Here is a 25,602-nt window from a genome sequence, read left to right as displayed (position 1 = left end):
ATACGATATGGCAGACGCTGAATTACGACCGAATGCGGAGGAATCGAGCGGTGAAACTGCAGGTAGCGACGAGTCCGGGGTGACCAGTCCGCGCGAGTGTCATGAGACGGTTGATCCGGAGACGCGAGAGGAGGTACTGACGGAGTACCGGCACCGCTGTCAGGCGTGCGGCCGGCGCGGCCTGGGCGAAGGTGGGCTAGCGACGCTGCACGTCCACCACATCGAGCGCGACCCGGACGGCATGGGTGAGCACGACCTGGAGAACCTGACGCTGTTGTGCCGGTCGTGTCACAGCTGGTTCCACCAGCAGTCCACACCGGACGACTCGCCTGTCGAGATCACGGAAGCGGATCAGAGCGTGCTGCTCCCGCAGGACATCGAGATCCTGCGGTACTTAGCGGACGAAGGACCGGCCCGGACGGGTGACATCGCCGGCGGGTTGCCGAGCGATCATTCGGTGTCAGCGGTCCGCGAGCGGTTGTGGGTACTGATGGGGCTCGATAATCTCGTCGACGCCCGCGACCGGCAGATCGTGGACAAGGACGTCGAAACCGGCGAGTGGGGGCTCGTCGAGCAGGTCGAGAACTCGGCGCGTGGCCACATCCCGGACGACCCGCAACTGCTGCTGCAACGGATGGAGGACGAGCAAGTCCGACAAGCGCTCGACCGCGGGTGTGACCGCAGCGACATCATCGACGTGCTCGGCATCTCGCGGCGCACCACGTTCAACAAACAGAAACGCGCCTGCGCGTACGACTTCCCGCTGTCCGCGTTCAGTCGTGGCGGGCGACCGACCGACAGTGAGCGTTCGGACCACAGCGCGACTGGGGCTGACACCGCAACGGGAGAGAGCGACGAACAGCAGCGGCTTGATGCAGTGACAGACCAGGACTCTGAGCCAATGGGTCGGACAGAAACGTGGGGTGCGCCAGAGCCGGCTCCTGAACCTCAATCCGCGGATGAGGATGTGGAAGATGCGGGTCAGCCCGTTAGCCGGGATCGTGCCGATGAGGGACTGCGCGTGCATCTGCAGCAGGCAATTGATGCGCTACAGGAGGTGGACGACACACTCAGTCGATAGAGGCGCCCAATCTAACGAATAGGGGAATCTTCGGGGAAAGGTTTATTCTCTGACTGTCTGTTGTTGTGTTATGTCACCTGATCTTGGTTTTACTGTCTACGCACTCAAGCTCCAACCTGCCGGTGAAACAGGCTTCTTTGAGGCTTGTCGTGACGCTGGGGTTATTGGGGCTGGATGGGATCCACAGCGTTCGTGCGCCTCTCCTGCCGAGATAGAACAGGCCCACAAAGAGCTCGGGAAAGACCCTAACCATGACCGGACGACCAATAGTGGTGATCTACGTCACGAGCTCCGATACATCGTTAAAGAAATGAGTGACGGTTCCGGTGATGCACCGCAGGACTACGTCTGGGTCAACGAGGGGAGTGAATTCGCACTGTGTAAAGTGACCTCGGAGTGTACAACTAGCCACGATGTATCCGAATCTCTCCGGGAAGATCTGACTAACGAGAACGGAACGCAGATTCATAATATCCGGCATGTGGACTGGACCGATATCCCGGTAGAATTTGTACCAGGGTATGTTAAGCGAAAGTTCACCGGTCGGTTCGGAACCTTGAACAGGATGAAGAAAGGAGTTGATAGCGACGCGAAGCGGGTTATTCGAGAACTCCATTCAGTTGACGACTTCGATAACGAGCGTACGCTGGATTTTGAGCGTCTTGAGAAGAAATTGGATTCGATGGGGCCTGGTAAACTGTTCAGTATTTTGGACGCGGATGACACCGAGGAACTCGTTTTAGACTACCTGCAGTCAAACGGATGGCGGATTACAAAATACTCTACGGGTGACTCACAGGCGAAATACGAGTGTGAACTTCGGCGAGTGACGAACGGTACTCGGGAAACCGGGTTCGTTCAGGTGAAATCCGGTGATGCATCGCTAAATCCTGAAGACTACTTTGACTTAGCCGATGAGGGGCACGTGTTTCTTTTCAGTAGTCCGGGTGACAATGGTGAACCGCAGTTGAGCGTTGATCGAGAGCGACTAACAGTGATTCCCCCTAGGAGATTGGCAGACCACTTTCAGACAAATACGCGGTGGCTCCCAACACCGACGTTACTTCGCCTCTCCTTTTCCTCATAGGGGTTATTAATCCACAGATGGGTTTTAATCGTGTTCTTGAGATCAGATATCCATGGATAGGAGTGGTATTACGCGATGGGCGACGTTGTATGAGGAGAGCTACGACGAGGAACTCCACGAGATCGAGCAGGCGCTCCATGAAGCGCTGCAATCGCAGGGGTACATTACGCAAGAACAGCTCCGTGATGTGGTCACGTGGAAATTGGATAATCAAGCGGGGCGTCGAAGCGGGAATATTGAACGAGTGAATCGGGTTCCTGATGCGTTTGTCCGACGGGTGAGTGAGGCTGCCTTGCTGGTTGACGATCCAGCGGTGCAACTCAAGACGCTGGCCTCGATACCAGGGATTGGGTGTGCGACCGCGACAGTGGTATTGGCGTTCTACGATCCGGAGCGGTACGCTGTCGGGGATCGATATATGGTTGATTTGTTCTTCGGTGAAGATCGACAGCTGCGGGTGACGGATTATCCAAAGCTACTGTCGGAGTTACGTGATCGGAATCCAGGCGGGTTCGATCTCCGAACGGTGGAGAAAGCGTACTATCAGCGCTATCGAGACGAGCACGGGATCACGTAGGCCTCCGGGTGAGACTTGCTGGTGGACAGAGTATCGCGTGATCGGTAGTCAGTCCAGGGACGTGCTCGGGTCTGCTAGAGTGGCCGCGTCTCGTGCGGTCGTCGCCCCTGGCTCGTACCCTGCGTCTTGGAGGTTCGAGAGGACGTTGTGAATGGTTTCGAGCGTATCGTACAGATTCTCTGTGGTGCGGCCGCTGCTGAGGAAGTCGTTGCTGGTGGTGTTCTCAACAAGGAGGTTGGCGTGGGCGACGTCGTTGCGGAGGTCAGTGACCGCGTGGAGCCGAGAGTCTGCACTGCCTTTCGTGGAGAACCCGCAGGTTTGCCAGCAGGCGTCGACGCTGGTGACGATGGTTTCGAGGGTGGAGAATTGGGCGTAGTGGAGTTCGTCTAAGGCGACGTTGGCGGCTTGGGCGTCTTCGTACCGGGTTTCGATGTCGTCGAGTTCGGCTGCGGTGACGGGCGTGTCCTTCCAGGCTGGTTTCGTGTCGAGGATGAGCTCGCGGAGATGTTCTTCGAGGTAGGTGATGCGGTCGAAGAGGTAGATGCGTGCGGGGGCGGTGTTGAGATCGGCGCGGGTGAGGATGCCGGTAACGTGGTTGTGGCCGCCGAGGAAGTAGACTGGTTGCTCGACGAGTGCGGAGAGAACGTCCGTGAACTGGGTGTCGCCGCTGATCATGTAGTGGATGGTTAGTGGAGTGAGGTGGTCGTCGAGCGTGTCGCCGTCGTCGTCGGTCGTGACGTCGTCTTTGTGGATGAATCCGACTGGCTCGTTGTCGGCGTAGACGGGGGCGGCGTCGTAGCCAGTCTCGTGGAGCCACGCGGCGGCGTCGCGCGGTGGCGTGTTGTGGTCGAGGTGTTCGACTGAGTGGGTTGCGAGCTCGGCCGCGGTGCAGTCGTAGAGGTCGCGGGGCATATCCACTGGTGGGGAGTCGGGATAGTCAAATTGGGGGCGGTGGGCGTGGCTGGGGGCGCTCACCCACCACAAAACTAATGCCTGTAGCGAATATATTTTTGCTTAGTTATGCTCAAAGGGCATTTCGAGTCGGCGGGGGCGAGTATCGCGTACGGCGCTGCTGGCTGTCTCTTCCCCGTCGAGGACCTGGATGCGACGGTGCTCCAGTACCGAGATGCCCAGCTCGCACTCGACGCCGTCGAGGGGGCGAACGTCATCATCGTCGCCCCGACGAGCCTTGCAACTAGTTACGGCCTCACCCAGCACGCGCTCACCGCGATCCGGATCGACAGCCTCCCAGCCCCCGTCCGGGCGCAGATCGCCGCCGCGCTCGACGTTCCGCTCGACACGTTCGAGCTCATCCAGATCGGGAAGTGGACCCGTCCCAGCGCGAACCACTCGCTCGCCGAATACACGGACGTCTGAGACGTCTAGCATCCGAGGTCAGAAACAGCCTGCAGTACACGATCCCCAATGACCGAGACACTCGCTGACAAGTACCCAGAGGCAGCCCCGTACATCGAGCAGGCCGTCGCGGAGCACGGTGAAGACTGGGTGCTCGAACACTACTACAAGCAACTATATCCGCTCGGGCAGGTGATGGCGATGCCTGAAAAAGAGGACCTCCCCTTCTATGACCCGAATGAGCACAGCACGATGACGGAGGCCGAAACGGTGGCGATGTATCGCGCGTGGGCGGAGTATCGGGAGAAGCTCCGCACCGGGACGAAACCCGACGAGTGACGCCCGCCCCGCCTGGTTCTCGGGGCGTCGTGCTTGAGCGCCGTATGGAGTGCGCGTTGCCTGGTTCGCTGCCGGTCTCTTCCGAGGGGCTCCCTGGTGAGCTTATTCGGAGGTGTATTCGACAGGGAGTATGCGCGGCTTGACGTTTGGTCCGTGGCTGCGCTCGTGGATGTCCACTTCTGGTTTGAGCGCCTTTCGGACGGCGCCCTCCCAGACTTCAATGTGGACGTCCCAACACTCGTTGAGTGTTTCGTCGCTCACGTCGTCGAGTGCCTCCACGCCATCGACCTCCTTTGCGGCTTTCCTGACTTGCCTAGGTTCCGGATATTCGGTCAGCACGGATGGATCGTCTTCGATGAGCTGTTCGGGTACCAGGGTGAATGGATCAGTGGCAGGGTTCGGCCAGTATGTGTCTTGCTGGTGGACGTGAAGACTGGCCGTGACACGCCCCTCCAGTGGCCGGGAGAAGCGGAGCCGATAGTTTTGGCGCGTGTCTTTGTCGCGGGCGTTTCGTCGCATCGCGGAGAGGAGCGTCTCTAGGTTAACAACGAGGGTGACGCTGTCGTCCGACTCGTCCGTTGTTTCGGTGGTGTTCTGTGTTCCCGTCATGTTCGAACGGCACACGTTTTGTTCTATAGTCACGGATAAACCCTTGCCAAACTAGTGGTTCAGGAGTGTTTATAGTCCCTATAGAGAGTTTTACAAGCGTTTCTGAGTGGTGGATATCACTCACGGCCACGCGATTATGGAGGTTTCATCGCAGACTTCAGCACCGGTGAAGCACGGATCCTAGGATCTGCATTTTGGATCGTGCCGGCCTCCGCGATGATACCTACAGAACCGATAGAGGGCGGTTCGAGCCACTTCTTCTACGCTAGCGTGTCCGGCCTCGACCCTGTCTGTGCGGCTCTACCTGAAGATCCTGTGGGGTCGTATCAAGGAGTATATCTGGCCACTGTATCTAAACGGCGGGCTCGTATTTTGGAAGTCAAACCCTCCCCAACTGGTAAATGTATAGGAATTAATGTCTCTGGCATGGTCCAAAGCTTAAACGCTGCTCCCTCTGACTACACCGACGAAAACCGATGGCGCTCTTACTTCGACAATAGCATACGGACTGTTGCTGAAACGGCTATCGCGCTTCACGAGTTTCGACAGGAGCTTATAAGAAAATGTGACGGGATACCTTTCAATGAGCTACAGGAACAGTGGGATTACAGTCAAGTATTGCTTGGGGGGGTTGATGAGAACGGAGAGTACCGAGAACGGAGCTTGGCGAAGCTGTATAAAGAGGTGCTCGGTCTCCAATTCTCTGATATGACGGACATGATTGAGAAACAGCGGCAGGGCATTTCTCCGTCGACGAAGGTGGTTGTCGAAGACACTCCCTTCACTAACTTTGTAGCTGAATCAGCGAGGACGGCCGAGGCCATACTTCAGCAGGCCGAAGAGAATGACCTGGTGTATAGCCAGGACGTAGATGCGGAGTATGATTTTTACGACCTGCTATCTGATCAGGGTAAGTTTACTCAGATGCTATCCGATTTTCTGTACCGATTACAAGACCCGTTACCGAATTATAATGAACGGGCGCTATTTGTGTGGACGCTTCCAAAAACCACGAACCGATATCTCTCGGTTGCATATCCGAAGTTGAAAGATCGAAAGCAATGGGAGTGGCTGGACGAGACATTCGGCTTGGAGCCTATTTTCGTTCCGGCTATCGATGAGAGCGGTGAGCACGTTGAGGAGCGCCAGGAGCAGTACACAGTATACGATTATCGTGGTCAGTCACTAGGAGAACGGTTGGTAGACTTCTATGAACTGGTCTGGGAGGCCTTTGACGGCGATGTGCGAGAGTCGCTCCGATTAGTTTTCCCTGATGTCCCGAACTTCAAGGAAGAGTTCTTAGAAGAGGCCCATACTAAGTTGAGTAATATCGGATGGGACACGCCAGAGAGGCTTACTTTTCAATTGTCTAGTGAAGAGGATAGCCTCACTCTTGTCGGAAGCGACGATAAGTACTCCAGTAATAGAGGAGATACGACGAAGGCTGAATACCGGGTTTCTGGTATTACACTCGACCAGTACGAGTATCGTGGATACAATACTAGTGGGAACCGGTCATCTATGAGTCGGGAGTGCAGTCTCTCACTGCTGCGAGTTTTAGATGAACTCTCTCCAGGCCTCTTTCTACTGAATGGGCTTGAATATGAATTACACATCGACCAGGGATCCTTAGAGGTCGAGAAGTTATGAGCGACGAGGATACCGAACAGAACCAGACGGGGGACGAAAGGGAGGGCTCAAAGGAGCGAGAAGAAAGAGAACATCGGCGACATAGCAAACAGAGTGATTCAGGAGCGGAGGACACAGCAGAGGCAGACGATACCTTCGCTTCAACAGACAGTCCTGACGAAGATAGGGAACTCAGTCAGGGGATGAGTGAAGAGCGGCTTGACATTCCGCAGATCACAGTAAAATTGCCAGTAAGGCTGGATGCAACGGAGCCTCTTGGGCAGTTGCCGTCTGGAGAAAACTCGGTTCAAATACCGCAGGTAGAGACACGCCACAAGCAGAGAATAACACCTGATGAGGTGACAGCGACTATTCTCACAGACTCAAAGTCAGGTCTATTAGGTGTGCCTCAGTTTTCCACTGCTAGTACGGATCGGTTGAAATCAGTTGAGTTTGCTGATGAACAGTTAGCTGGAATCGAGCGTTTGGAAACGGTGCAGATTCCACAGGTAACACTCGGGACTCGGGACAGTATCCGACCGTTTAGTAGCTTCGTTGAAACGGTACCTGGAATTACAGCCGAGAATACGGAGTCAACGGCAGGCTCAACTGAAACCGTAGAAGAAGCACCTGAAGTGAGTGAAACGAACCAGATTATTCAGAGGGGCACTGGTCCCACGGAGGGTGGCTCTAGAACTGGATGGAGTGAAGGCGACTGGCCAGATCCCTTGGAACTCCTACTCGGCGCTGGGGGGACCGATATCAAGTCAAGAAATCCGTTAGTCGTGAACGTGGGCGGAGACGATTCGGTCGGGGTCGTTGAAACGTTGGTGAAGCGCCGGTATCGAGAGATCGAAGGCGGGGAGCCGGAGCTTAAAAAGTTTGATACTGCTGATCAGTTAGCAAATGAAGAACGATGGCTATCGGCTGATAGCCAGATCTTCACGGTTCAGTTGTCAGATGGGGAGTGGGATGCATTGGCGGAAGAGTACCAGGCAGAGTGGCAAAGTATCTGGAACAACAAGCTTGACCAGTTATTTAGCGGTCAGCGGTTCGGTGCGATCATATTTAACCGCCGCGAGCTTCCAGAGCTAGAGAAAGTCTCGCTGTCGTTTCATCCCCCGACGCAGGTTGAGATCGTACAGGATGCGAACTGGATCGAGATAGCGCGCGCATTCTGGACGGGTTTGGACCGAGACGACCCGACGAGATGGAGGACGTTCAGTCAGGTTTTCGATTGGGACGCAGATGGTATTGCAAAAGAGCGACGAAAACAGATCTTACAGGCAGCAGATGGAAAGGTTGCTTCCGCGACTAATCGTGATAAAGGGGCATCTGACGACCATTACGTGTTGAAAGTACTCGTTGTGAAATGGCTCGCAGAGAACCTTTTGGACGCTGGCGAAGAGTTCGCCAGATATGATGATATTTCTGAGATCGAAGACTACCGAACAATAGAAAAAACGATTGAGACGGAACCCTCGTTATCGGCAGACGAGAATTCGATCCGGCCTGACGTGCGAGACGGACCAAGGGTATTTGAGATAGAGATGTTCTTCGATGAGGGGGATGGGAAGGGTGTCGTCTCGAAATTACAAGATACTGTTCGGAAGTACGAGAGGGCGGATGAGATCAAGACGGTCAACGTTGTGGTCGATAACCTGACTTGCATCCTTCATTTGAAAGATATAGCGCAATTCAAGCGGAATCACCAGCCCTGGGAGCAGGACTATGCGGACATCAATTTCTATACAGTAGACTTGGGAGAGGAGACGTTAGTGTCGATGGATGAGCTAATTACTAAGCTGACCGAGTTACCTTCAGTATGAGGCGGCCCTATCGCTGCTGGACCTGAGCTGCTCAGGCTGCCACTCATCTATTGGCTTATTTAGATCGCTTTATTGAATTAGTAGTCCACCACGATTGCCGACTCACCCGGTCCGGACGGGGAAGTGCTCCCGAGGACCCGCTTACTGATTGTGTGTCTCGCGGAATTCCCAGATGTCGTCGCAATCGAACTGGTCGAGGCGGGTAACGTAGCCGCCGTGCCGGTACCGCCGCCAGCATTTCTGCCCGTCGATGAACACGGGGTTGTCGCCCGATCCCGAGCGCGCCTGCGCACTCTCTGGGCCGTACTTCTCCGCCATCTTCTCTCTGTACGCCTTCCCGTGCGTCGGCTCCTCGCCATCTTCCGTGACGGCTCGACGATCACACTCGTCACACACGAGGTTCGCGTACGGCGAGCTCAGCGGGATGTACAGCGGGCCGCCGCAGATCGCACACTCCGTCTGCTCCTCACCCGCCGGATAAAGAATCTCTTCGGCCATCATCCACCCCTATTCAGTCAACCAATTAACCATTTTGGGCGTGCCGGATGCGAATCCCACCCATAGTGGCTAAGTATCGCACCTTCCTCGTGTGAGCCTAATGCGGGTCGCACTGCTGGCAGACATCCACGCGAACCAGCCAGCCCTTGAAGCGGTGCTCGCGGACCTCCCGCCGGTCGAACAGGTGGTGTGCTTGGGGGACATCGTTGGGTATAATCCGATGCCGAGTGCGTGTGTTGAGTTGGTCCGCAAGCACGCTGACGTGGTCGTGCAGGGAAACCATGACCGGCTCGTCGAGACGCCACTGCGGATGGCAGGTAATCAGATGGCGCACGCCGGATTGGAGTACGCTCAAGACGCGCTGTCGAGCGAACAACGCGCGTGGTTGCGTGACTTACCGGAGCGTGCGACCGTTGACAATAACTATCTGGCGGTGCACTCACATCCGACGCGAACGGACGCGTACGTGTTTCCCGACGATGTGAGCGAGCTAGCTGAGGCGAGCGAGACCTACGATGGCGTCCTCCTTGGGCACACGCACATCCAAGACGTCTCAGAGATTGATGGAACCGTGGTAGTGAATCCAGGGAGCGTCGGGCAGCCTAGAGATGGTGATCCGCGTGCGGCGTACGCAATCCTTGACCTGGCGTCTGGAGACATTTCGCTGCGGCGAGCGCACTACGACGTGGACCGAGTCTATCACGAGGTGGTCGTGGCGGAGCTTCCAGCTGAGACAGGGGAACGGCTGTTCGATGGCGCGTGACTGTGTTTCTTGGTAGATACGTGCGGCTCCGCTTGGAAAATCGCCTGTGCGGGTTGTACTGATTGGGTGCTCGTCACCAGCGGGTTATACCGTGTCCCATCTTCGGTTCGCGCTGGCGACTTTGTTCGGAACGGTTATGGATAAAACCCGTAGTGTGTGCCGGTTCGGTGGCGGCACAGTATCGGATCCCCGGTCTTGATTTCGGAGATATACTTTTCCGGATCTTTGCCCATGGTTTGGCATGGAACTGGCACGCGCACGAGGAGTGCTACTTGGGTTAGCGTGCGGGGATGCGCTCGGGCGGCCTGTGGAGTTCGGGTCGGCGTCGGCTATCGCGGCCGAGTACGGTCGGCTCGACGAGATGGTCGGGCACGGCACGTGGAATCAGCCGGCCGGCACGATTACGGACGACACCGAGCAGGCGCTCTGTATCGCTCGTAGTCTCGTCGAACGCCAGGGATTCGATCCGGCGGATGTTGCGGAGCGGTTCGTCGCGTGGTACGACAGCGACCCGTTCGATATCGGGCGGATGACGATGCGGTCGCTCAGCCGCCTCAAACACGGTGACGCATGGGATGAAGCGGGCCAGCAGGTGTGGGAGGACAGTCTCGAAGGACAGAACGCGGGGAACGGGAGCGTGATGCGGTGTGCGCCGCTCGCCGTCCCGTACGCGACGGATTGGGAGCGACTCACCGAAGTGAGTCGGCAGTCCTCCCAGATCACACATGCCGATCCGCGTTGCACGTACGGCTGCGCTGTGCTGAACCTCACCATCGCCGGGCTCCTCGACGACGCAGACGAGCCACTCCGAGAGGCGCTCGACGACGTCGAGACGAACGCGCCGGACGAACTCATTGGCGCACTCCGACCGCTCGCTCGTGGCGAGACGCCCGACACCCTAGAGACGTCGGGGTATGTCGTGCACTCGCTCCAGACGGCGCTCCACGATGGGTTGGTCGCGGAGAGCGCCGAGGAAGCGATTGTGACCGCGGTGAACCGTGGTGGTGATACGGATACGATTGGCGCGATTGCGGGCGCGGTTGCGGGCGCGCGGTTCGGGGCGGCACAGCTCCCGGAGCGATGGCTCACCGCTATCGACGAAACCGGGGAAATCGACGCGCTGACCGAGCGACTCGTGGAGGTGGCGTGATGTACGTCTTGGCATTCGACCGGGACTGGACGGTGGACGTGAGCCCGCATCCACGTCAAGAAACGGTGCCGATTGAGTGGGTGCGGTACTGGGCGCACGAGGCCGACCACGAGGTGTGGGCCATCGGGAACCAGGATCTCGTCGAGGAGGCGGAGATCCCGGGGACGGTCGAGTCGATCCGGCGGCGTGACGGCCACATCGACGCGCTCGGCGAGAAAAACGAATACGGGCGGTACGCGTGGTGGCCCGAGCGCGAGGAGCGCCTCCGAATCCTCGCGGAGTTGTTCCCGGACGCCGACGGCTACGTGGTCGTCGACGACCTCGATTTGAGTCACGTCAAGGGCTGGGACCACTATCACGCGTGGGACTTCGTCGAGCACGTCCGACAAGGCGAACTCGGAGTATCAGCACCACCCTCGACTGATCTGAGTCCGGACGGCGGGTTTGAATCCGGTGACGCAGTTCGAGATGTCCTTGCCGACGGGTACGTATTCGAGCTCACACACCGGACGAACGGCGAACAGAAGACGCATCTGGTCACGCATTTCGAACCGGACCGCCCGTCGATGACGCCGCTGAAAGGGCCGCCAGCGTTCTGGTTCGAGACAGCCGGGAACGACGAGCGGTTCTCCGTTCGGCTCCCGGAGATCGAGCGGTTACATCCAGTGCCGTACGACCGGCTCGCCGAGCCGTTCTCGGGCGCCGCGTTCGCGGCGGTTCGAGAGCAACTCCAAGACGATCTCTCGTCAGTGGACGAGGACACGCTCCGGACGATGCTGTCCGATGCGGTAGCGGACTCCACGAGCGTGGATCGTCGTGCAGCGCTCCGACTAGCGATGATCGCGGTAGAGCACTGTGACGACGTTCGAGCGCTCGCTGTAGATACCACGTTCGCGCTTTTAGCTGACGAGCCGTCAGCACTCGACCGAGCGGCGCTCCAAGCACTTCACGAAGCCGCGACGGACGACCCAGCAGTGCTGAACGGCCACGTGGGAGACCTGGCAGCCTACGCGAGCGAGGATTCGATGTACCAGGCAGCCGCGACGCACTGCTTGATGGAACTGGCGGAAGCTGACCCGGCGAGCGTTCTCGACGCCGTTCCGGCCTTAGAAGCGGCGGCGACGGCCGAGACAGACGCGACGCAGAGTTACGCGGTGTACGCGTTGTCCTGCATCGCAGAAACGTATCCTGAGGAAGTGATGCCGGCCATCGACACATTGATTGAGGCGATGCAGAGCGAGGGCGAGACGGCGCAGACGAATGCGTTAGCGGCGCTCGGGAAGATCGCGTCGAACTATCCGGACGCCGCGGAACCCATCGTGGACGAGCTCGTGGCGGTACTGGACGCTGACGCGAAACGCGTTCGGAATAATGCGGTCGGGTTGCTCGGTGACCTCGCACAGGAGCATCCGGCGGTCGTGATCGAGTACGCTGACCAGATCGCCGCGCGGTTGGAGGATACCAATATTCAGGCACGAGTGAACGCGTCGATTGCACTCCAGCGAGCAGGTGAAGCAGATCCTGCCGCGATTCGCGCACAACAGGAGCGGTTAACGGCTGCGTTGCAGGATCCGAGTCCGGACGTCCGGGCAAACGTGTGTACGCTGATCGGGAATGCGAACGTGAGCGTGCCTATCGAGGACCTTGAGGACGTGCGAGAGAACGATCTGGACGAGACAGTGCGCGACCGAGCTGGGTGGGCGATTTCCCGACTGCGGTGAGACAGCGGTCGGGTGTCGAAAGCACTCGCCGCGTTCGCCTGTAGACGCCGCCGGCCGAACAGGGGGGTGACTTTCTCGACGCACCCCCTCCCCCGTGGTTATTACGCCCGTTCTACTAGCGGGGTTAAGTGCGGCGCGACGCTACAACGAAGATATGACCCACCGCCTCACGGCTCGCGTCGGACTGCGGCAGGTCGGGATTCTGTTAGCCGGACTCGGAATGATCCTGATCGGGGCGCTCGGTCTCACCGGAATTCTGTAACGCTTCACCGTCCACGAGTAGCTCGGCTGTATCGCGTTTCGTCGCCGCGCGGAACGCCGCCGCTTCTTCCGCGAGACCGTCGATAATCTCGTTCCCGAGTGCGTTGCGAGCCTCGCGCTCGGTGAGTTCGCCGCGGTCGTACCGTTCGTACAGGCGAATCGTCTCGATGTCATCGTGAGTGAGGGCCATGTCGCTACTGCTTCGGCTTCTCTGACTCGTAGCAATCCGCGCATTCCCAGTAGTCGTACGTGACGTAGTCGCCAGTCCACCGCGTGACGCGATGCCCGTCCACGCGCTCGCCGGTGTCCTCGTACGAACCGTCCGACTCAGGGTCAGGGAGCTCAACGCGACCGAAGAAGTACCTCGGGTTCGCCGCACCGCACACCGAGCACGTCGGCGAATCCTCCCAGTGATCCGCCGGGGCGGCCTCCCCAAGGGCCTGGTAGCACGACGCGATCCGCCGTGACAGTTCGTTCTCCCCGATGTCTTCCGCGTAGTCCACCGCTGCGATCAGCCCGTCGAGCGCGCGTTCGAGCGCCGCTGACTCGTCGCTCGCCACGTCTACCCGTTCGGCGTCTGCGGGTCCACGAATCGCGGCGAGGCGCGCGTCGAGGTCATCGACGGCGTCGAGATGCGCGTGCGTGACGAACTGGCGGAGTTTCCGCCGCGACGCTTCGGTGTACACCTGCCCGGCCGACGCGCCCCAGCGCTCCTCGTCGAACGTCCCGTTCTCGTCGCCGAACGCGCTCTCCGACGCCTCCTCGAACGCGCGTTCCACGTCGGCCTCGACCTTCTCTAACAGGTAGAGGAACAGTAGCGCTTCGTCTTCACTGATTTCGGGTTCCGACATACTCGTCACGACCTCGTCTATCTCGCGTCGACAGGCTGACCCGCTAAGTGCTTTGTCGTGCCAGAGGGTCGTTAAATCGACAACCATTCAGTGACTTGTTCGGTTCCGATTCCGATGGCAGTGACTACTGCTGCGACGGCGACGTAGAGCATGAGCGTGGCGCTGATCGAGTAGTCGCTGAGACCGCCCGTGCCGAATAGCCAGAGGATCGCCACGAGCGCAGTCACTACTCCGGTTATGGTCGGTACGACGCCTCGAACCGCCGCGTCATCGTTCACGCTCATGTAGCACAGTTCGCTAGATTCGAGTATAATGATTTGGCCGACGTGCACTCTTAGAACTTGACGGTCTGTCACAGCCGCGAGAGGCCGGCGTTTAGTTCGTCGAGGCACGCATCCCGGACGCGCGTATCGGCTGGGAGCGCGACTAGATACGATAGGACTGCGATCCCGTTGACACTCACTCCAACACAGTCGTGTATCGCCGCGTGAGCCAGAGGGACGCTAGTTTGAGGATACTTCCCCCGATCAGGAAGAGCGCGCCACCAACGGCTCCGAGCATCGCACCCGTGGCGAAATCAGTCGTAGTGAAGGGAATCGCTGAAAGGGCCGGAAAGAGGCCGAGCAGGAGGATCGGGATGAGAAGGAGTCCGGAGACGATGAACATTCCCACGCTCATAATCCAGATGTTTCCCGCGGACTGGTCGGCGGTCGAAGCGTACCACATGAGGTCGCCGATATGCTCCGCCACGTGAGAGGCCGGTTCGGCCTCGTCTAGCCACCATACCCTTCCCTGCCCCGCAGACTTCGAGTGAACCCGTCCGTTGGTTTCAAGCTTATTGAGCCGTTTCCCGGTCCAATCCTGTGTGATGGGGAGTTCACGGGCTATTTCTGCGGTCGTGAGGACCTTCTCGTCCCCGCGACGCATCACGTTCAGAATCGCCTCGTCCGGGAGTGAATCGTCGTCGCTCTTGTCGAGTCGGTCTATAAGGGACATTCTCTCTAGTTCACCGCGTTACTGAACCGATAAGACCGTACACCAATAATACGGCTCCCAGTACTGCTCCTAGAAGAAAGATACTCCCCCAGAACGTGAAGTTCACCGGCCCGGTACTGTTGAGTTGCGTCGCCATCTTGAGGAGGAGGACGCCACCGAGCCCGAGCCCGAGGATCGCTCCAATCGCCTCGCCAAGTTCATCCGACATAGCTGTCAGACCCCATGTTCCGGGGGAGTATAATCGAGGGCGATTGTTCTATGCGGATTCGGCGACTTCGCGTGTCAGAGCCGCGTTTTTTGGACTTCGCGTACTCGAAGTGGCCCGATGAGCGGGGACGCTGAGGCACGTTCGTGTACCGAGCACGGGAGGACGTGTCATTCAGATACCCGTCTGCCGGCGTTCCACTCTGCAACTGGGAGACGGACAACCTGAGGCTCTACGCGCTACGCAACGTGTGTCCAATCGTCGTGACCACCACGCTTTTGCGAACGTACGTACAACGTACATACGATCATGAGCACGAAGCGCGTGAACTTCCGGATCCCCGAAGAGCTCCTCACACAGGCGGACGTCGCGGCGGAGGTCACGCAGAAAAACCGAACGGACGTGCTCATCGAAGCGCTCCGCGAGTACCTCGCGGAGAAGGAATCCGACGACCGGTTCCGGGAAGCCGTCGTGGAACTCTACCTCGACGACGAGATCAGCTTCGACGCCCTCGCCGACGTCGTCGGTCGCCAAGACGCCGAAGCCGTCCGCGCGTCCAGGGACGTCCTTGACCGCGGTGACGAGCTCGCATCGAAACTCGCTGCCGACGAATGATCGTTCTCGACACGAGCGCGTTCATCTCTCTCGCCATCGGCGACGCGCTCGAACCGGCCTGCGAGGCGTTCGACGTGTTGACGACCGCGACCGTTCTCGACGAGCTCGATACGACCGCCGACTACGACGACGTCCACGCACAGGGAGCCACCACGACGCTCGGCCTCCGTGACCAGTACACGGTCATCGACCCGGACGAGCACGGGCCGGAGACGAGTCAGATCGACGCCGGTGAGGCGAGTTGCATCGGGACGGTCCGCGAGCGCGACGCCGCGTTCCTCGTCACGGACGACTTCCGTGCACTGCCTGAGCTCCAGCAGCTCGTCACGGCTGACGTCGCGCTCTCCCCGGTCGTTCTCCGCGCGCTCGTCGAGCGCGACGTCTTGCGCGAGGACGTGGCCGCGGACGCACTCGAAACGATTGCCGACCAGCGCGACTGGCTCGGTGCCCCCATCTACCGGTACGCGCAGCGACTCTTCGAGACCAGATCAGACCCACGTGAGTAGCCTTCCCCTCCACGGGCGTCGATCCTAGAGCCAAGACAGGCCGGCGTTGAGTTCGTCGAGGAACGCGTCTCGAACGCGCGCGTCGGGTGGGAGCGCGATCCGTTCGCCCTCGCGTTCGACGATGGTCTCGCGGAGGAACGGGTGGGCGGGGTCGAAGGACGGGCTGGTGCGGACGCGGTAGTCGCTGTCGATGGTGAAGAGCGCGGCGTCGAACGCCCGATGGTGCAGCGCGTTCAGGACGAAGACGTTCTCGGGGTGTTCTGCGAGGTCTGGGCGCTGACTGCGCGGGAGGACGTGCGCGAGGTCGAGGAGTGAGTCGTCGTGGATGCCCGTAATCGTGCACGCGTGCCCGTAGCGTTCGAACGTCGCCTCTCGAAAGGCGTCGCTCACGACGGTCTCGGCCGTCTCGTACCGACGAATCCGTCCCTGTGCGTCGAGGGGCTCGCCGGTCGGCCACTGCGCGAGTTCGCCGGTCTGGACCCACTGCTGCCAGACGTCCGGGGCCGCGCTGTCGTCGTTCTGCCGGGCGCGCTCGTGCAACCACGTGACCGGGACAGCCTCCGTATTGAGGATCGAGAAGTGGAACCGGTAGTTCGGGATCTGGGTACCGTCGTCGGCGCGGTACGCGCGGACTTCGAGGTGGTCGGGGACGCAGAGCCCGCAGAACTCGACGACGCCGGACTCCGGCTTCCGGAAGACGAGCACGGGCGGGACGTCCTCGCGGCGACCGGCCGCCGCGTCGTCGAAGGCGTGCTTGATCTTCCGGTTCTGCGCGGACTCGTCGTAGGGGTTGTCGGCCTTCGCGTCGCCCCAGTAACTCACGTAGCCGGCGTTGACGGCGAGCGTGTCCTCCCACGGGTCGTCGTGCTGGGAGATCCCGCTGTCGTTGGAGACGAGGACGAGCGCCGCGGGTGTGTCGGAGCGGTCGGCGCCAAGGTCGCGGATACCGCCGGTGTTCTTGATGCCGCTGTCGAGCGGGCCGCGAATCCACCGGAGGAACTGGTCGTCCGGGTTCCGGTAGCTCCCGGTGTCGCGGTATTGTTGCCCAACCCGAAACCCGTGTTGCATGATACTCCGTCATTACGTCTGTCAGTCAATAAATGCCTGCGTGATACGCGCTACTCGTCTGTTTCAGCCTGCGGTTCGAGCGGTTCGAATGTTCTGACTTGTTCACCTAACTGCTCTCGGAAGTCGGCCGTTGATGTTACTTGGATGCTTCCCGGCATCGGTCCGTAGTCGTCCCAGCTCGGGGCGTATCGAACGACGCGCGAATGAAGTTCCCCGCGTCCGGTTTCGAGGTCGTACTCGTCGAAGACGTGGTGAACGTCGATGACGAGCACTTCCCCGTGTTCGTCGTGTTCGTAGATTGTGTTGCCGGTGACTCTCATCGTTTCTCTGTTCGGATTGCTGCGCTGGACTAGTTAATCACGGCTCGACAGCTATGCTATCGCGCCGGTGTCTTCGGCGACGACCGTTTCATCTTCACAGACCGGGCATTGCTCGTCGACGAGTTCATCAATGGTTTTGACCGCGTTCGACTGGCACTCCGGGCACGCTTTCTCATCCCGATCCAAGTCCAAGTCTACCTGCGTTGCACAGTGGATACAGAAGCACTGCGTATTGAATCCGGTGCGACGGTCAATCTCCTTCTGGGAGGCGTCCTCGCCAATCACTTCTCGCGCTCGCCTCATCTCACCGGGATGTGGGCAGTGGACGCGTTCGCCGTCGTCCGCAACCGCGTACATGTAGTACCCCCAGCCGGACGGCATCTCGAACCCACAGTCCGGATTCGAACAGTAGAAATCGAATATCTGGGGCATCGATACGTCGGTACAGCAGGATACCAGTAATCAGTTTCCCTGATCCGAGTCGTATTCGGCCAGGCAGTGTTCCGTAGAACCACACACTAACCGGCTGTGCTGGGCCGTTACTCGTCCCAAAACGCTTCGATCCGTTCGTCGAGACGGGTGAGGACGGTGGCGAGTATGTCCCGCCACTCAGAGGGGTAGTCCGCGTCGTCGCCAGGTGTCACTGCATCCGGTGGTGGGTGGAAGTGTTCGCGGGTGTTGTGGTCGTTCGGATGACGATCCCAACGGCACTCCCACGACGCGCCCGTCTGGTATTGCTCGGAGTAGTGGATGCTGAAGTCGTCTGTCTCGAACCATCGGAGCCGAAGATACGCGCGCGTCACGCCGCCAGGGAAATACCCGAGGTCGTAGTCCGCAACGACAGAATTCGGCGCATACGGGGGGCGTGCTTGGATATCGTTGAAGCGAGCGCTTCGAGTGAGGTGCGCGGCAATTCGGTCGAGAAGCTCCGCATCGATAGGGCCCGTACCGGACGGGTCGTCCGGGGTGTCAGGCATCGATGTGGCCAGGTGTGCTCCCAGCGGTTGGGTGGTCGCGCCGCGCCGCATCGAGGAGGGTCGCTCTGCGTTCGAGTGTTTTCCACTCGGAGAGCGCCGCCCACGCGTCTTCAGTGGGCATGTCCTGGCTGGCTTCGATGAGTGAGACGTCCCCGGGGTCGTCTGCGTCGAATTGGTCTCTGTAGTCCTCGATCTGGTCGATGGCGTCTGAAAGCGCCTCGACGATCTCTTGTTCAGAGTAATCTTCGCGGATGCGGTCGATGCGTCGCCACTGGAAGTACGCGTCGTTGCGCACGTAGCGGACTGGGCGGCCATCGTGGCGGTGGACCAGTCCCATCTCGTCGAACCACTCCAGGTAGTCGCGGGCCGTCTCGGTATCGCAGTCAGCGAGGTCCGCGATGGCGGATACCTTCGTGGGGGTTCGAAGTCCGGTGACGACGTCGAGAAGTCGCTCGCGGATCGGTCCGCCCTTGAGCAGCGATTCGGGCGACTCCAGTTCCTCGATGTCTGGCGGTGCTTCGTCGCCAGCGTACGCGTCGTCTGGGATGTCCGTGATGTCCATTCGTGAGGCCCTCTCACCGGCCCGTACCACCCGAAGAGACATATATCTGTTGTACGCTGAATTATTTCTGCTTCAGGTGGCTGTTGAAACGTGCAGCTCGGTTCCGAACCGGCAGATCAGGTTCGGGGTCGTAGTTACACCTTCAGCATGTGGTCGTAGATTCGTTCAGTAGTCTGGATACTTCGGTGACGGAGTCGATTGCGGACATCGTAGAGAGTGTGCCCATCTTCGGTGTTCATCATTCGGTAGGCGACACCGTGACGCAGTGCGTGTGGCGTGACGTCGTCAGGGGTACCTCTGCTCCCGTCGATTTTGAATGGGCGAATCTCTGCTTCGTTCGCAATTTTGTGGATCATATCTCGGACACCTTGTTCGGAGATCCGATCAGAAGAGCGAGCGGGGAAGAGTGCTGGCGTGTCTTTCCAACGATTGGTGAGATACGCAGAGAGCAGTCGTGCAGTATCCTCCGCAAGTTCAAGCGTTACAGGTGGTGGTGAGTTTTCGTTCGGGTAGTCTTTCTGGATCTCCGTTGGAAGGTAGAGTTCTGAGTTATTGTTTCGAAGAAGTTCGACATTGAGCTGGACGAGTTCCCCGACCCGGAGTCCAGTATCGTACATCGTCGTCACGATGGCCTCGTTGCGTTGCTGCAGATAGTCGGCTCCGATAGCATAACAAGTCGAGCGGAGTGTCTCGACTTGGTCTGGGACCACCCATACTTTCGCGCGAACTTGGGAATTTGCGTAGTCACTCATTCTGACGTACCTCTCTTATAAGCAATAGTGGGTCAACCCCCTTTGAACTTTGGAGTTTACAAGAAGATTCCAAAGTTGAGCGGCAGTCAGAACGCCGTCGTCATACAGGTACTAAGCAGGGTCGCTGAACGCGACATCCTCAATGGCCCGCAGTAGTTCCTGATGTGTGACGTCGAGTCGAAGCGCGAGTTCCGGGGATGGGGCGCGGTTGATAAGCGTGTGCCAGTTTTGCAAGAGGATCGAGATATTCACGCCGTAGAGGCGAAGTTTCTCGTTGCTGCTGTTGATCATGGGCATGAAATCATTCGATATCTGATTCATTGTCTCCTCAATCGCCCAGCGCTGATAGTACGGGAAGTGAATTCCACCGCCAGAACGTTCAGGTAACGAGCGGTCAGTCAAGTACGCGGCGTGAGTTGAAGTATCACCGACCCCAGACAGCGATGCAGGATCATCAAACTGCTCCGTAAGTGTTGCTGGGAGATCCTCTGCGGACGCTTCAGTCCCCGTGAAGTCGAAGATATTCGTTTGGTCTTCGATGTCTCCCGGGTCGGCTTGTTTCAAGTCCCGGGCAGTGAACTCAATGAGCGAAGGGTTGCTGCTATCGTACGAGTATGAAACAGCAGCGGGTTTCGGCGATGTCTTCCAGGCTACCGCTGGAACGTACCCAGTATGATTTTCGGGCGTGAAGCTCTTCAGCTGCTTAATCACGGTGTGGTTCGGAGCACGTACCGCCCAATTTGAGCCCGCGATCTTACGGAACGCATCGATCAATGCCCCTGAGACCATCTCACTGTCGGCGTACAACGCTTCAACGTCAACGAAATCGACTACAACCGGTGTGAGTTCAGTGACGGCACTCGGGTACTTCGATTTATCCGGCAACCACCGCGTGCCAAGTGTGAATCGAGCCTCTGTGTCAATAATCCCGAGAACTGCATACGTCCATTCGGAGCGGGTGTCGTTCTCTGACTTCGGGGGCCGGTTGATCGTAACATCGTTCTCGACCCCGGTCCATTCGATACGGTATAGATCAACTGCTAACGAGCGTGGTTCTGCGAAGAATCCGCGTTTGTCTGCAAGTTGGAGTGTCGCACGGTGAACTGCATCGAACTGTGCCGTAATCGTTTGATTCTCTGTGTTTGCTAAAGCAGCCTGAGGGTCATTCAGTGGGAGAGCGTCGCTTCTAATGTACTTCCCAATACCGCTGCCCTTCGGGATGTTGTCTCGCGGGTAGTTGTAGTCCGCGACGTCCGCGACGGCCTGTACACCGCAGCCGTATAGCGCAGAAGCAGCGAAGACCCCTATGTACTGCTGAAAGTCAGTACGGGGTCGGGACCGATGGAACGTGAGTGGGTGGGTCGTTTCCTCGAACAGTAACCGAACCCAATTCCGAAGCGCCGTTTTCTTGTCTGTACGACGAACCGACCTCTCAGACAATGGTGGAGTTACTGCCTCGAATCCGTACGCGTCGCCCACTGTTGCCGGAACCGCAATCCCGTTTCGATACACGGCATACACCGCGCGAATGACAGCCGCATCAAACGCGTTCTGCTCCACATCGCTCAGTTCGCTCGGTAGTTTGTCTTCCGAGGCGACACGGAGCGTTTCATATCCTGGCAGATCCGACGCCCCAGAGTAACCGAGTTCAGTGAGTACAGGGTCGGAATCAAGGATGTATTCGTAGAATCCTTTATGCGTCGCGGGTTGACGGGCGTTCTTGAGAAAGACAACTTTGAATCTCCGTGTCGGAACATCAAGAGAATCAGGCGAGAGATCCTCGACAGCAAGCGCTTTCTCCATAACATCGAGAACGGTGAGATCGTATAGCGTCGTGCCATCGTTTGCGTAGGGCCACTCACGATCTGATCGGTCACGGTTGTACTGATGGAGTTGACCAGTTAGATGAGTAGTCTGTCGAAGTGCCTCAATGTCCGGCGCGGGATGAGTGAGTTCAATGCCGCTGTCGAAACGAGATGCGACCGATCCAAATCCAGTTTTCTGTCGATGCTCATCATACGTTATGAGAGTAGAGTACTCACCGCGTCCACGTGCCTGTGAGGGTCTTTCATAATCGGTGTGCGAAACTGGGGTGCCGTCGGGCATGAGTGCTGCATAGAACTAGTCTGCAGTCACGGATAAGGAATTGCCCTCAGACTGAGTCGCGTTGGAAATTTTGTCTCTGGCCGATTTTCCAACCTACAATAGTACTCTTTTTGAATAGGCCGAATAGCCGCTCCTCAATAGGTTATACCGGAAACCCACTCTAAAACATATTCCGTCTGTCTAGTATTGGATTTGACAGATGGAGCGACAATAGGTGTCTAAAGCCGTCTCACCAGCGAATACGTTTCGTAAAGACAGAAGTAGAATCGTCGGATTTACTAAATTACCTTGTTTGGATTGCGCGGAATTTCCAAGATGTTTGGTTAAAACTGACCGCAGAATATTGGTGTCGTGGGAGTCCCAAGATGTTTGTGGGTGAGAACTCCACTGCAACAGAGATCACCCCAGCGTGTATCGGTTCTCAATGTTTCATCGACATCAGCCAGGTGTCGGTGGTCCTACGCACACAATTGAGGTGCCGATGAGGAAGTCATGCCACTGGGTCAGTTCACCCAGAGGCCCGTTTTCGCTCCCGTAGGCACGCGTCTCAGATTGAGCAGATAATCGCCGCTGAGTAGTTCAGTACAAGGTTTTAAAAGTGGATGCGAATTACCCCGAATTACCGAGTTGAGAATGATGAACAAACGAACCATGACTGAAACAAGAATAGCCAACACCATCCCAGGGGGTGACTCCCGATGACCCGCCATATTGATGCGACTATCGAGGAGTCAACAAGCAGTGAGCATCTCCGTCGAGCGAAGGTAAACCGAACCGGCGAACGGGGCGCTGTCGGCGTTCCCATCTTCCTGACCGCAGAAGAGCTTGAACAGCAAGGGATCGATCCAAAAGAGACCGACGAAGTAGTGATCCGTGTTGAAGATGGATTCGTGCTTCTGGATCACAATGACCCTGATGAGTGACTTACTGGTCGGACCACTTCTGACGGAGACGTTTGATCGACAGAAAGTGCAGTAGCTTCCCAAGGAGACTATCTGTGGCCTCTTCTTTCACCTCCCATCTCTCTTCGCGGAGGTACGAGCTGATTCCGGATCGGTGATTTCCGCCGCACGAGATGAGAACCGATTCGTACCCGTTTGTCTCCACGATCTGTACAATTTCACGCGCCATCACCTCGTCTCGTTCATACATCGCTCGATTTTCGATAAGAAGGAAGTACGCGAGCGCCCACACAAACCCGAAACACAGGAGTGTGAGAACCACACCGGCAAAAGCCAGTTCTCCCAGGATTCCAGGCGCTACTCGGGACAGCACCCAATCCACAGGCTGGACAACGAAACCCAGTATTAGTCCTGCAAACAGCGGTGAGATGAGGAAGAGTCCGCCACGTTGCCACCGTGGTACCATTTCATAGGTTTCGTAGACAGCCGCGTCGATCCGGTCGTGGACCGGGAGACCCTGCCGCTTTGCTTGTCGTTTAAACTCATCACCGGAGTGGTACAGGCGGCTGTACGTCGCACCATAGACAAGATGTCCGATAGCGAATAAGGCGTAGAGAGAGTCGATATCTCGCTGGAAGTAATCCTTGTCATAGCCCTCGCGGAATACCGCATCGTACTCTGTAAAATCCAGATTAAGTAGAGCCTGCTTGTCCTTCTTCGAGGAGTGAGTCTCCCCTTTGACCAGTGCCTCCGGCATAGCTCACTATTGCATAGTCACGAACTATACTTGAATCAGTTCGTATTTTTGTATCTAGGATAGGCGCTGTTGGGACTCCCAGCGAAATCAGACGCAGTTCTGTGCGCTCGGAATGTTAATACCTGATACCGCGTTGTGGGAAGTGGCTCATGACCTATCCTCGAACCCACGTGGATCACCGTGATCCCGATCACCACGAGGCAATCCATCCGACCAGGAATATCGGCAATGCGCATGTCGTCGCTGGCGAGTTCCTTACATCACGGTATCACGAGGCGTTCCAGACCGTTCTCCATCCGCTGGGTGAGTCTCTCGACACACAGGACCTGCACGCACTCAACGACCTTGGGATCGTTCACGTCAACGGCAGTCTTAACGAACTGTCTCCAATCGTCCAGACCTACATTAAGCTCGATGATTACTGGACGCGAACCCACCGTTCTGCACTGAACGAGTTGTTCACTGACCGACGCGCCCACGTGTTGAGCTGCTGTACGCGTGGTTTCCGTTCCCGATTCCCTCGTCACACACTCGAAGTCGAGTCCGGCCGATCAGGACGTGCATTAGATACCGTTTTGGCTCTGCTTCTCGACAATGGGTTCCTATCTCGTACGGACGCCGAGGACGCGACTTATACGGTTGATGAGCACCATGCGCTATACCGACATACTGAACAGCTCTTTGACGCGCTTCTCAGTCAAGCGCCTGTGCTCTGTGACCTCCTTCCACCTACAGACTTCTAACCCATCGGAAGATAGCGACCAGTGGATCTGGTTTAAAGGCTTGAACTGTGGATCTTCACTCGCAGAGCGACTGCAGCAACTGCGAGACCACCATAGGTTAGTAGATCTAGTGGGCCGAGGAGCCCCGCTTTGATGAAGATTGGAAGTGCAACGAAAATTCCGATACAGACACCTGCTAGGTATCCGAAGGACCAGAATCGGGATGCATCGACAGTCATCACGACACTCACGATTGAAGTGGGGATAATCCACCAGAATAGTCCAGAGGGGAGGTAGCCAGCCTCAACGAGAACAGGAACGAGCTTGCCGATCAGAAGTGCTACAACAACAGTTTGAGCTATCATCCCGACACCTCGTTCATATCCATGTTCGAACCCAGGCATCTTGTCAAGTCATTGGCTCAGTCGTACATAGAATGTTTCTCCAAGACGACCTCATTTCGCCTAGAAGTTTTCCTTGCCGCTGTATGACTGACGAGGAGCAGAGCTGGGGGTGTTTCACTCAACTAGGTCAGTTCTGCTTCGGTAGACCATTTGCATCGGTAATCCGTTCGCGTCGGTCGGTGGATCCGGTGGTAGTTGTTTGTACTCGTCATCCTTGGCAAACGCTGTGAGAGCCAGAACAAGCGCGTCAAGAAGGTCGTCCAACTGAACTCTCCGATCTTCCGTTCGCAGGTCTTTAGCGAGGACGCGCCAGTCATCGGGGGTATACTCCTGTACACTACTTATCGCAGATAGTCTTTCATCGACACCTGGAGCAGTTTTCTTGCTGTGCTCCAGGGGCTTCCCATTGAATGCCCGAAAGCACACTTCTGGATGGCCTTCGACCAATACGTCCGAGTCCCCATCGCCCAATAGGAGGTCCTCAGTAGCAACAATCCCACTGGCAATACCAGCAGCCTGCTGGGTAAGCCCCTTCCCCGTGAGATCTTTGTTCTTCTCCGTTATCTCAGCGTGACCCGCGTCTCCATCCGCGGCCATTCGCGCTGCCTGTCGAGCAGGCGATGTGAACACCGACCGATACCGATCACCAATGACTGACCTGGCAAGGGAGTCACACGCTCGGAAAATCTCGCCGTCAGCCACCTCACAAGGGCAGTCGTCGGCGTCAAATGATTCGCAGAGACCGATTGGGACGTCCACAACGATGCGATGACTCGCCTCTCCGTATTCGTCCCACACTTCCCGAATCGTATCGAACACGTCGATATCGGGTCTGTCCGACTTACTGGAGTACACGACCGTGACCCATGCGCCAGATGCCCAATCAACCCCGACGAAATGGGTGGGTTCCCTCGTCACTACAACTCGCCGTCCCACTACAACGGCAAAATACACGGGGG

Annotated in this window: 31 protein-coding genes; 13 read left to right on the top strand and 18 right to left on the bottom strand. The window is 57.7% G+C overall.

Annotated features, from left to right (window positions below; translation table 11 throughout):
- The first annotated feature begins 7 nt into the window (after positions 1 to 7).
- From IEY26_RS11435 to IEY26_RS11425, 3 genes are all read left to right on the top strand, one after another.
- Positions 8 to 1,081, top strand: coding sequence for an HNH endonuclease (locus IEY26_RS11435; protein WP_188979060.1), 1,074 nt, complete (start codon positions 8 to 10; stop codon positions 1,079 to 1,081).
- Positions 1,082 to 1,151: 70 nt separating this feature from the next.
- Complete coding sequence (locus IEY26_RS11430; protein ID WP_188979058.1) at positions 1,152 to 2,168, top strand: hypothetical protein; 1,017 nt, start codon at positions 1,152 to 1,154, stop codon at positions 2,166 to 2,168.
- 52 nt (positions 2,169 to 2,220) lie between these two features.
- A complete protein-coding gene (locus tag IEY26_RS11425) occupies positions 2,221 to 2,745 on the top strand; it encodes a hypothetical protein (RefSeq protein ID WP_188979056.1) in 525 nt (174 codons plus the stop codon).
- Positions 2,746 to 2,793: 48 nt separating this feature from the next.
- Here IEY26_RS11425 and IEY26_RS11420 read toward each other — a convergent pair whose 3' ends face one another.
- Positions 2,794 to 3,657 (bottom strand): CBS domain-containing protein, encoded by an 864-nt coding sequence (locus tag IEY26_RS11420; RefSeq protein ID WP_188979054.1) that lies wholly within the window; start codon positions 3,655 to 3,657, stop codon positions 2,794 to 2,796.
- A 108-nt stretch (positions 3,658 to 3,765) separates the two neighbouring features.
- Between IEY26_RS11420 and IEY26_RS11415 the strand changes: the two genes are divergently transcribed.
- Both IEY26_RS11415 and IEY26_RS11410 read left to right on the top strand, forming a co-directional pair.
- Positions 3,766 to 4,122, top strand: a complete 357-nt coding sequence (locus IEY26_RS11415; RefSeq protein WP_188979052.1) for a hypothetical protein — start codon at positions 3,766 to 3,768, stop codon at positions 4,120 to 4,122.
- Between the two features lie 48 nt (positions 4,123 to 4,170).
- On the top strand, positions 4,171 to 4,440 hold the full coding sequence (locus IEY26_RS11410; protein WP_188979051.1) for a hypothetical protein: 270 nt from the start codon (positions 4,171 to 4,173) through the stop codon (positions 4,438 to 4,440).
- 102 nt (positions 4,441 to 4,542) lie between these two features.
- On the opposite strand, the gene IEY26_RS11405 is transcribed toward IEY26_RS11410, so the two are convergent.
- Complete coding sequence (locus IEY26_RS11405; RefSeq protein WP_188979049.1) at positions 4,543 to 5,049, bottom strand: hypothetical protein; 507 nt, start codon at positions 5,047 to 5,049, stop codon at positions 4,543 to 4,545.
- A 201-nt stretch (positions 5,050 to 5,250) separates the two neighbouring features.
- Between IEY26_RS11405 and IEY26_RS11400 the strand changes: the two genes are divergently transcribed.
- Both IEY26_RS11400 and IEY26_RS11395 read left to right on the top strand, forming a co-directional pair.
- Complete coding sequence (locus IEY26_RS11400) at positions 5,251 to 6,699, top strand: hypothetical protein (RefSeq protein ID WP_229774053.1); 1,449 nt, start codon at positions 5,251 to 5,253, stop codon at positions 6,697 to 6,699.
- A complete protein-coding gene (locus IEY26_RS11395; RefSeq protein ID WP_188979045.1) occupies positions 6,696 to 8,507 on the top strand; it encodes a hypothetical protein in 1,812 nt (603 codons plus the stop codon). Before IEY26_RS11400 ends, IEY26_RS11395 begins: the two co-directional genes overlap by 4 nt.
- Positions 8,508 to 8,648: 141 nt before the next feature.
- On the opposite strand, the gene IEY26_RS11390 is transcribed toward IEY26_RS11395, so the two are convergent.
- Positions 8,649 to 9,005, bottom strand: a complete 357-nt coding sequence (locus IEY26_RS11390) for a hypothetical protein (RefSeq protein WP_188979043.1) — start codon at positions 9,003 to 9,005, stop codon at positions 8,649 to 8,651.
- Between the two features lie 100 nt (positions 9,006 to 9,105).
- Between IEY26_RS11390 and IEY26_RS11385 the strand changes: the two genes are divergently transcribed.
- The 3 genes from IEY26_RS11385 to IEY26_RS11375 all read left to right on the top strand — a co-directional run bounded on the left by IEY26_RS11385 (position 9,106) and on the right by IEY26_RS11375 (position 12,639).
- Positions 9,106 to 9,768: a metallophosphoesterase family protein gene (locus tag IEY26_RS11385; RefSeq protein ID WP_188979042.1), complete on the top strand. Its 663-nt coding sequence runs from the start codon at positions 9,106 to 9,108 to the stop codon at positions 9,766 to 9,768.
- Positions 9,769 to 10,009: 241 nt separating this feature from the next.
- Positions 10,010 to 10,918, top strand: a complete 909-nt coding sequence (locus tag IEY26_RS11380; protein WP_188979040.1) for an ADP-ribosylglycohydrolase family protein — start codon at positions 10,010 to 10,012, stop codon at positions 10,916 to 10,918.
- Positions 10,918 to 12,639: a HEAT repeat domain-containing protein gene (locus IEY26_RS11375; protein ID WP_188979038.1), complete on the top strand. Its 1,722-nt coding sequence runs from the start codon at positions 10,918 to 10,920 to the stop codon at positions 12,637 to 12,639. Before IEY26_RS11380 ends, IEY26_RS11375 begins: the two co-directional genes overlap by 1 nt.
- A 205-nt stretch (positions 12,640 to 12,844) precedes the next feature.
- Here IEY26_RS11375 and IEY26_RS11370 read toward each other — a convergent pair whose 3' ends face one another.
- The 5 genes from IEY26_RS11370 to IEY26_RS11350 form a co-directional block, all read right to left on the bottom strand.
- Complete coding sequence (locus IEY26_RS11370) at positions 12,845 to 13,090, bottom strand: hypothetical protein (protein ID WP_188979037.1); 246 nt, start codon at positions 13,088 to 13,090, stop codon at positions 12,845 to 12,847.
- Between the two features lie 4 nt (positions 13,091 to 13,094).
- Positions 13,095 to 13,751, bottom strand: coding sequence for a hypothetical protein (locus IEY26_RS11365; protein WP_188979034.1), 657 nt, complete (start codon positions 13,749 to 13,751; stop codon positions 13,095 to 13,097).
- A gap of 71 nt (positions 13,752 to 13,822) precedes the next feature.
- Positions 13,823 to 14,035, bottom strand: a complete 213-nt coding sequence (locus IEY26_RS11360) for a hypothetical protein (RefSeq protein ID WP_188979033.1) — start codon at positions 14,033 to 14,035, stop codon at positions 13,823 to 13,825.
- A 175-nt stretch (positions 14,036 to 14,210) separates the two neighbouring features.
- The gene (locus IEY26_RS11355; RefSeq protein ID WP_188979031.1) at positions 14,211 to 14,747 is read right to left on the bottom strand and encodes a hypothetical protein; all 537 of its coding nucleotides are present in this window, start codon (positions 14,745 to 14,747) and stop codon (positions 14,211 to 14,213) included.
- Between the two features lie 10 nt (positions 14,748 to 14,757).
- Positions 14,758 to 14,955, bottom strand: a complete 198-nt coding sequence (locus IEY26_RS11350; RefSeq protein ID WP_188979029.1) for a hypothetical protein — start codon at positions 14,953 to 14,955, stop codon at positions 14,758 to 14,760.
- A gap of 306 nt (positions 14,956 to 15,261) precedes the next feature.
- On the opposite strand from IEY26_RS11350, the gene IEY26_RS11345 reads away from it, so the two are divergent.
- Together IEY26_RS11345 and IEY26_RS11340 are read left to right on the top strand one after the other, a co-directional pair.
- The gene (locus IEY26_RS11345; protein ID WP_188979028.1) at positions 15,262 to 15,567 is read left to right on the top strand and encodes a ribbon-helix-helix domain-containing protein; all 306 of its coding nucleotides are present in this window, start codon (positions 15,262 to 15,264) and stop codon (positions 15,565 to 15,567) included.
- The gene (locus IEY26_RS11340; protein WP_188979027.1) at positions 15,564 to 16,073 is read left to right on the top strand and encodes a PIN domain-containing protein; all 510 of its coding nucleotides are present in this window, start codon (positions 15,564 to 15,566) and stop codon (positions 16,071 to 16,073) included. The genes IEY26_RS11345 and IEY26_RS11340 overlap by 4 nt, the downstream gene beginning before the upstream one ends.
- 24 nt (positions 16,074 to 16,097) lie before the next feature.
- Here the strand turns inward: IEY26_RS11340 and IEY26_RS11335 are convergent, their stop codons facing one another.
- From IEY26_RS11335 to IEY26_RS11305, 7 genes are all read right to left on the bottom strand, one after another.
- Complete coding sequence (locus IEY26_RS11335; protein ID WP_188979026.1) at positions 16,098 to 17,141, bottom strand: HNH endonuclease; 1,044 nt, start codon at positions 17,139 to 17,141, stop codon at positions 16,098 to 16,100.
- Between the two features lie 50 nt (positions 17,142 to 17,191).
- A complete protein-coding gene (locus tag IEY26_RS11330; RefSeq protein ID WP_188979025.1) occupies positions 17,192 to 17,461 on the bottom strand; it encodes a hypothetical protein in 270 nt (89 codons plus the stop codon).
- 51 nt (positions 17,462 to 17,512) lie between these two features.
- Positions 17,513 to 17,893: a hypothetical protein gene (locus tag IEY26_RS11325; protein WP_188979024.1), complete on the bottom strand. Its 381-nt coding sequence runs from the start codon at positions 17,891 to 17,893 to the stop codon at positions 17,513 to 17,515.
- A gap of 107 nt (positions 17,894 to 18,000) precedes the next feature.
- Positions 18,001 to 18,438, bottom strand: coding sequence for a hypothetical protein (locus tag IEY26_RS11320; protein WP_188979023.1), 438 nt, complete (start codon positions 18,436 to 18,438; stop codon positions 18,001 to 18,003).
- Positions 18,431 to 19,000, bottom strand: a complete 570-nt coding sequence (locus IEY26_RS11315; protein WP_188979022.1) for a DUF7342 family protein — start codon at positions 18,998 to 19,000, stop codon at positions 18,431 to 18,433. The genes IEY26_RS11320 and IEY26_RS11315 overlap by 8 nt, the downstream gene beginning before the upstream one ends.
- Positions 19,001 to 19,134: 134 nt before the next feature.
- Positions 19,135 to 19,752, bottom strand: a complete 618-nt coding sequence (locus tag IEY26_RS11310; RefSeq protein ID WP_188979020.1) for a tyrosine-type recombinase/integrase — start codon at positions 19,750 to 19,752, stop codon at positions 19,135 to 19,137.
- A 111-nt stretch (positions 19,753 to 19,863) separates the two neighbouring features.
- Positions 19,864 to 21,858, bottom strand: coding sequence for a hypothetical protein (locus tag IEY26_RS11305; RefSeq protein ID WP_188979019.1), 1,995 nt, complete (start codon positions 21,856 to 21,858; stop codon positions 19,864 to 19,866).
- Positions 21,859 to 22,556: 698 nt separating this feature from the next.
- On the opposite strand from IEY26_RS11305, the gene IEY26_RS11300 reads away from it, so the two are divergent.
- Complete coding sequence (locus tag IEY26_RS11300; RefSeq protein WP_188979018.1) at positions 22,557 to 22,781, top strand: hypothetical protein; 225 nt, start codon at positions 22,557 to 22,559, stop codon at positions 22,779 to 22,781.
- 1 nt (position 22,782) lies between these two features.
- On the opposite strand, the gene IEY26_RS11295 is transcribed toward IEY26_RS11300, so the two are convergent.
- From IEY26_RS11295 to IEY26_RS11285, 3 genes are all read right to left on the bottom strand, one after another.
- A complete protein-coding gene (locus IEY26_RS11295; protein WP_188979017.1) occupies positions 22,783 to 23,517 on the bottom strand; it encodes a hypothetical protein in 735 nt (244 codons plus the stop codon).
- Between the two features lie 775 nt (positions 23,518 to 24,292).
- Positions 24,293 to 24,643 carry a hypothetical protein gene (locus IEY26_RS11290; protein ID WP_188979016.1) on the bottom strand — a complete coding sequence of 117 codons (351 nt, stop codon included), beginning with the start codon at positions 24,641 to 24,643 and terminating at the stop codon, positions 24,293 to 24,295.
- A 114-nt stretch (positions 24,644 to 24,757) separates the two neighbouring features.
- The gene (locus tag IEY26_RS11285; protein WP_188979015.1) at positions 24,758 to 25,561 is read right to left on the bottom strand and encodes a DUF429 domain-containing protein; all 804 of its coding nucleotides are present in this window, start codon (positions 25,559 to 25,561) and stop codon (positions 24,758 to 24,760) included.
- Positions 25,562 to 25,602 lie beyond the last annotated feature (41 nt).

The sequence above is a fragment of the Halocalculus aciditolerans genome, from assembly GCF_014647475.1.
GTDB lineage: Archaea > Halobacteriota > Halobacteria > Halobacteriales > Halobacteriaceae > Halocalculus > Halocalculus aciditolerans.
This window is presented reverse-complemented; position numbering and strand designations above follow the sequence as displayed.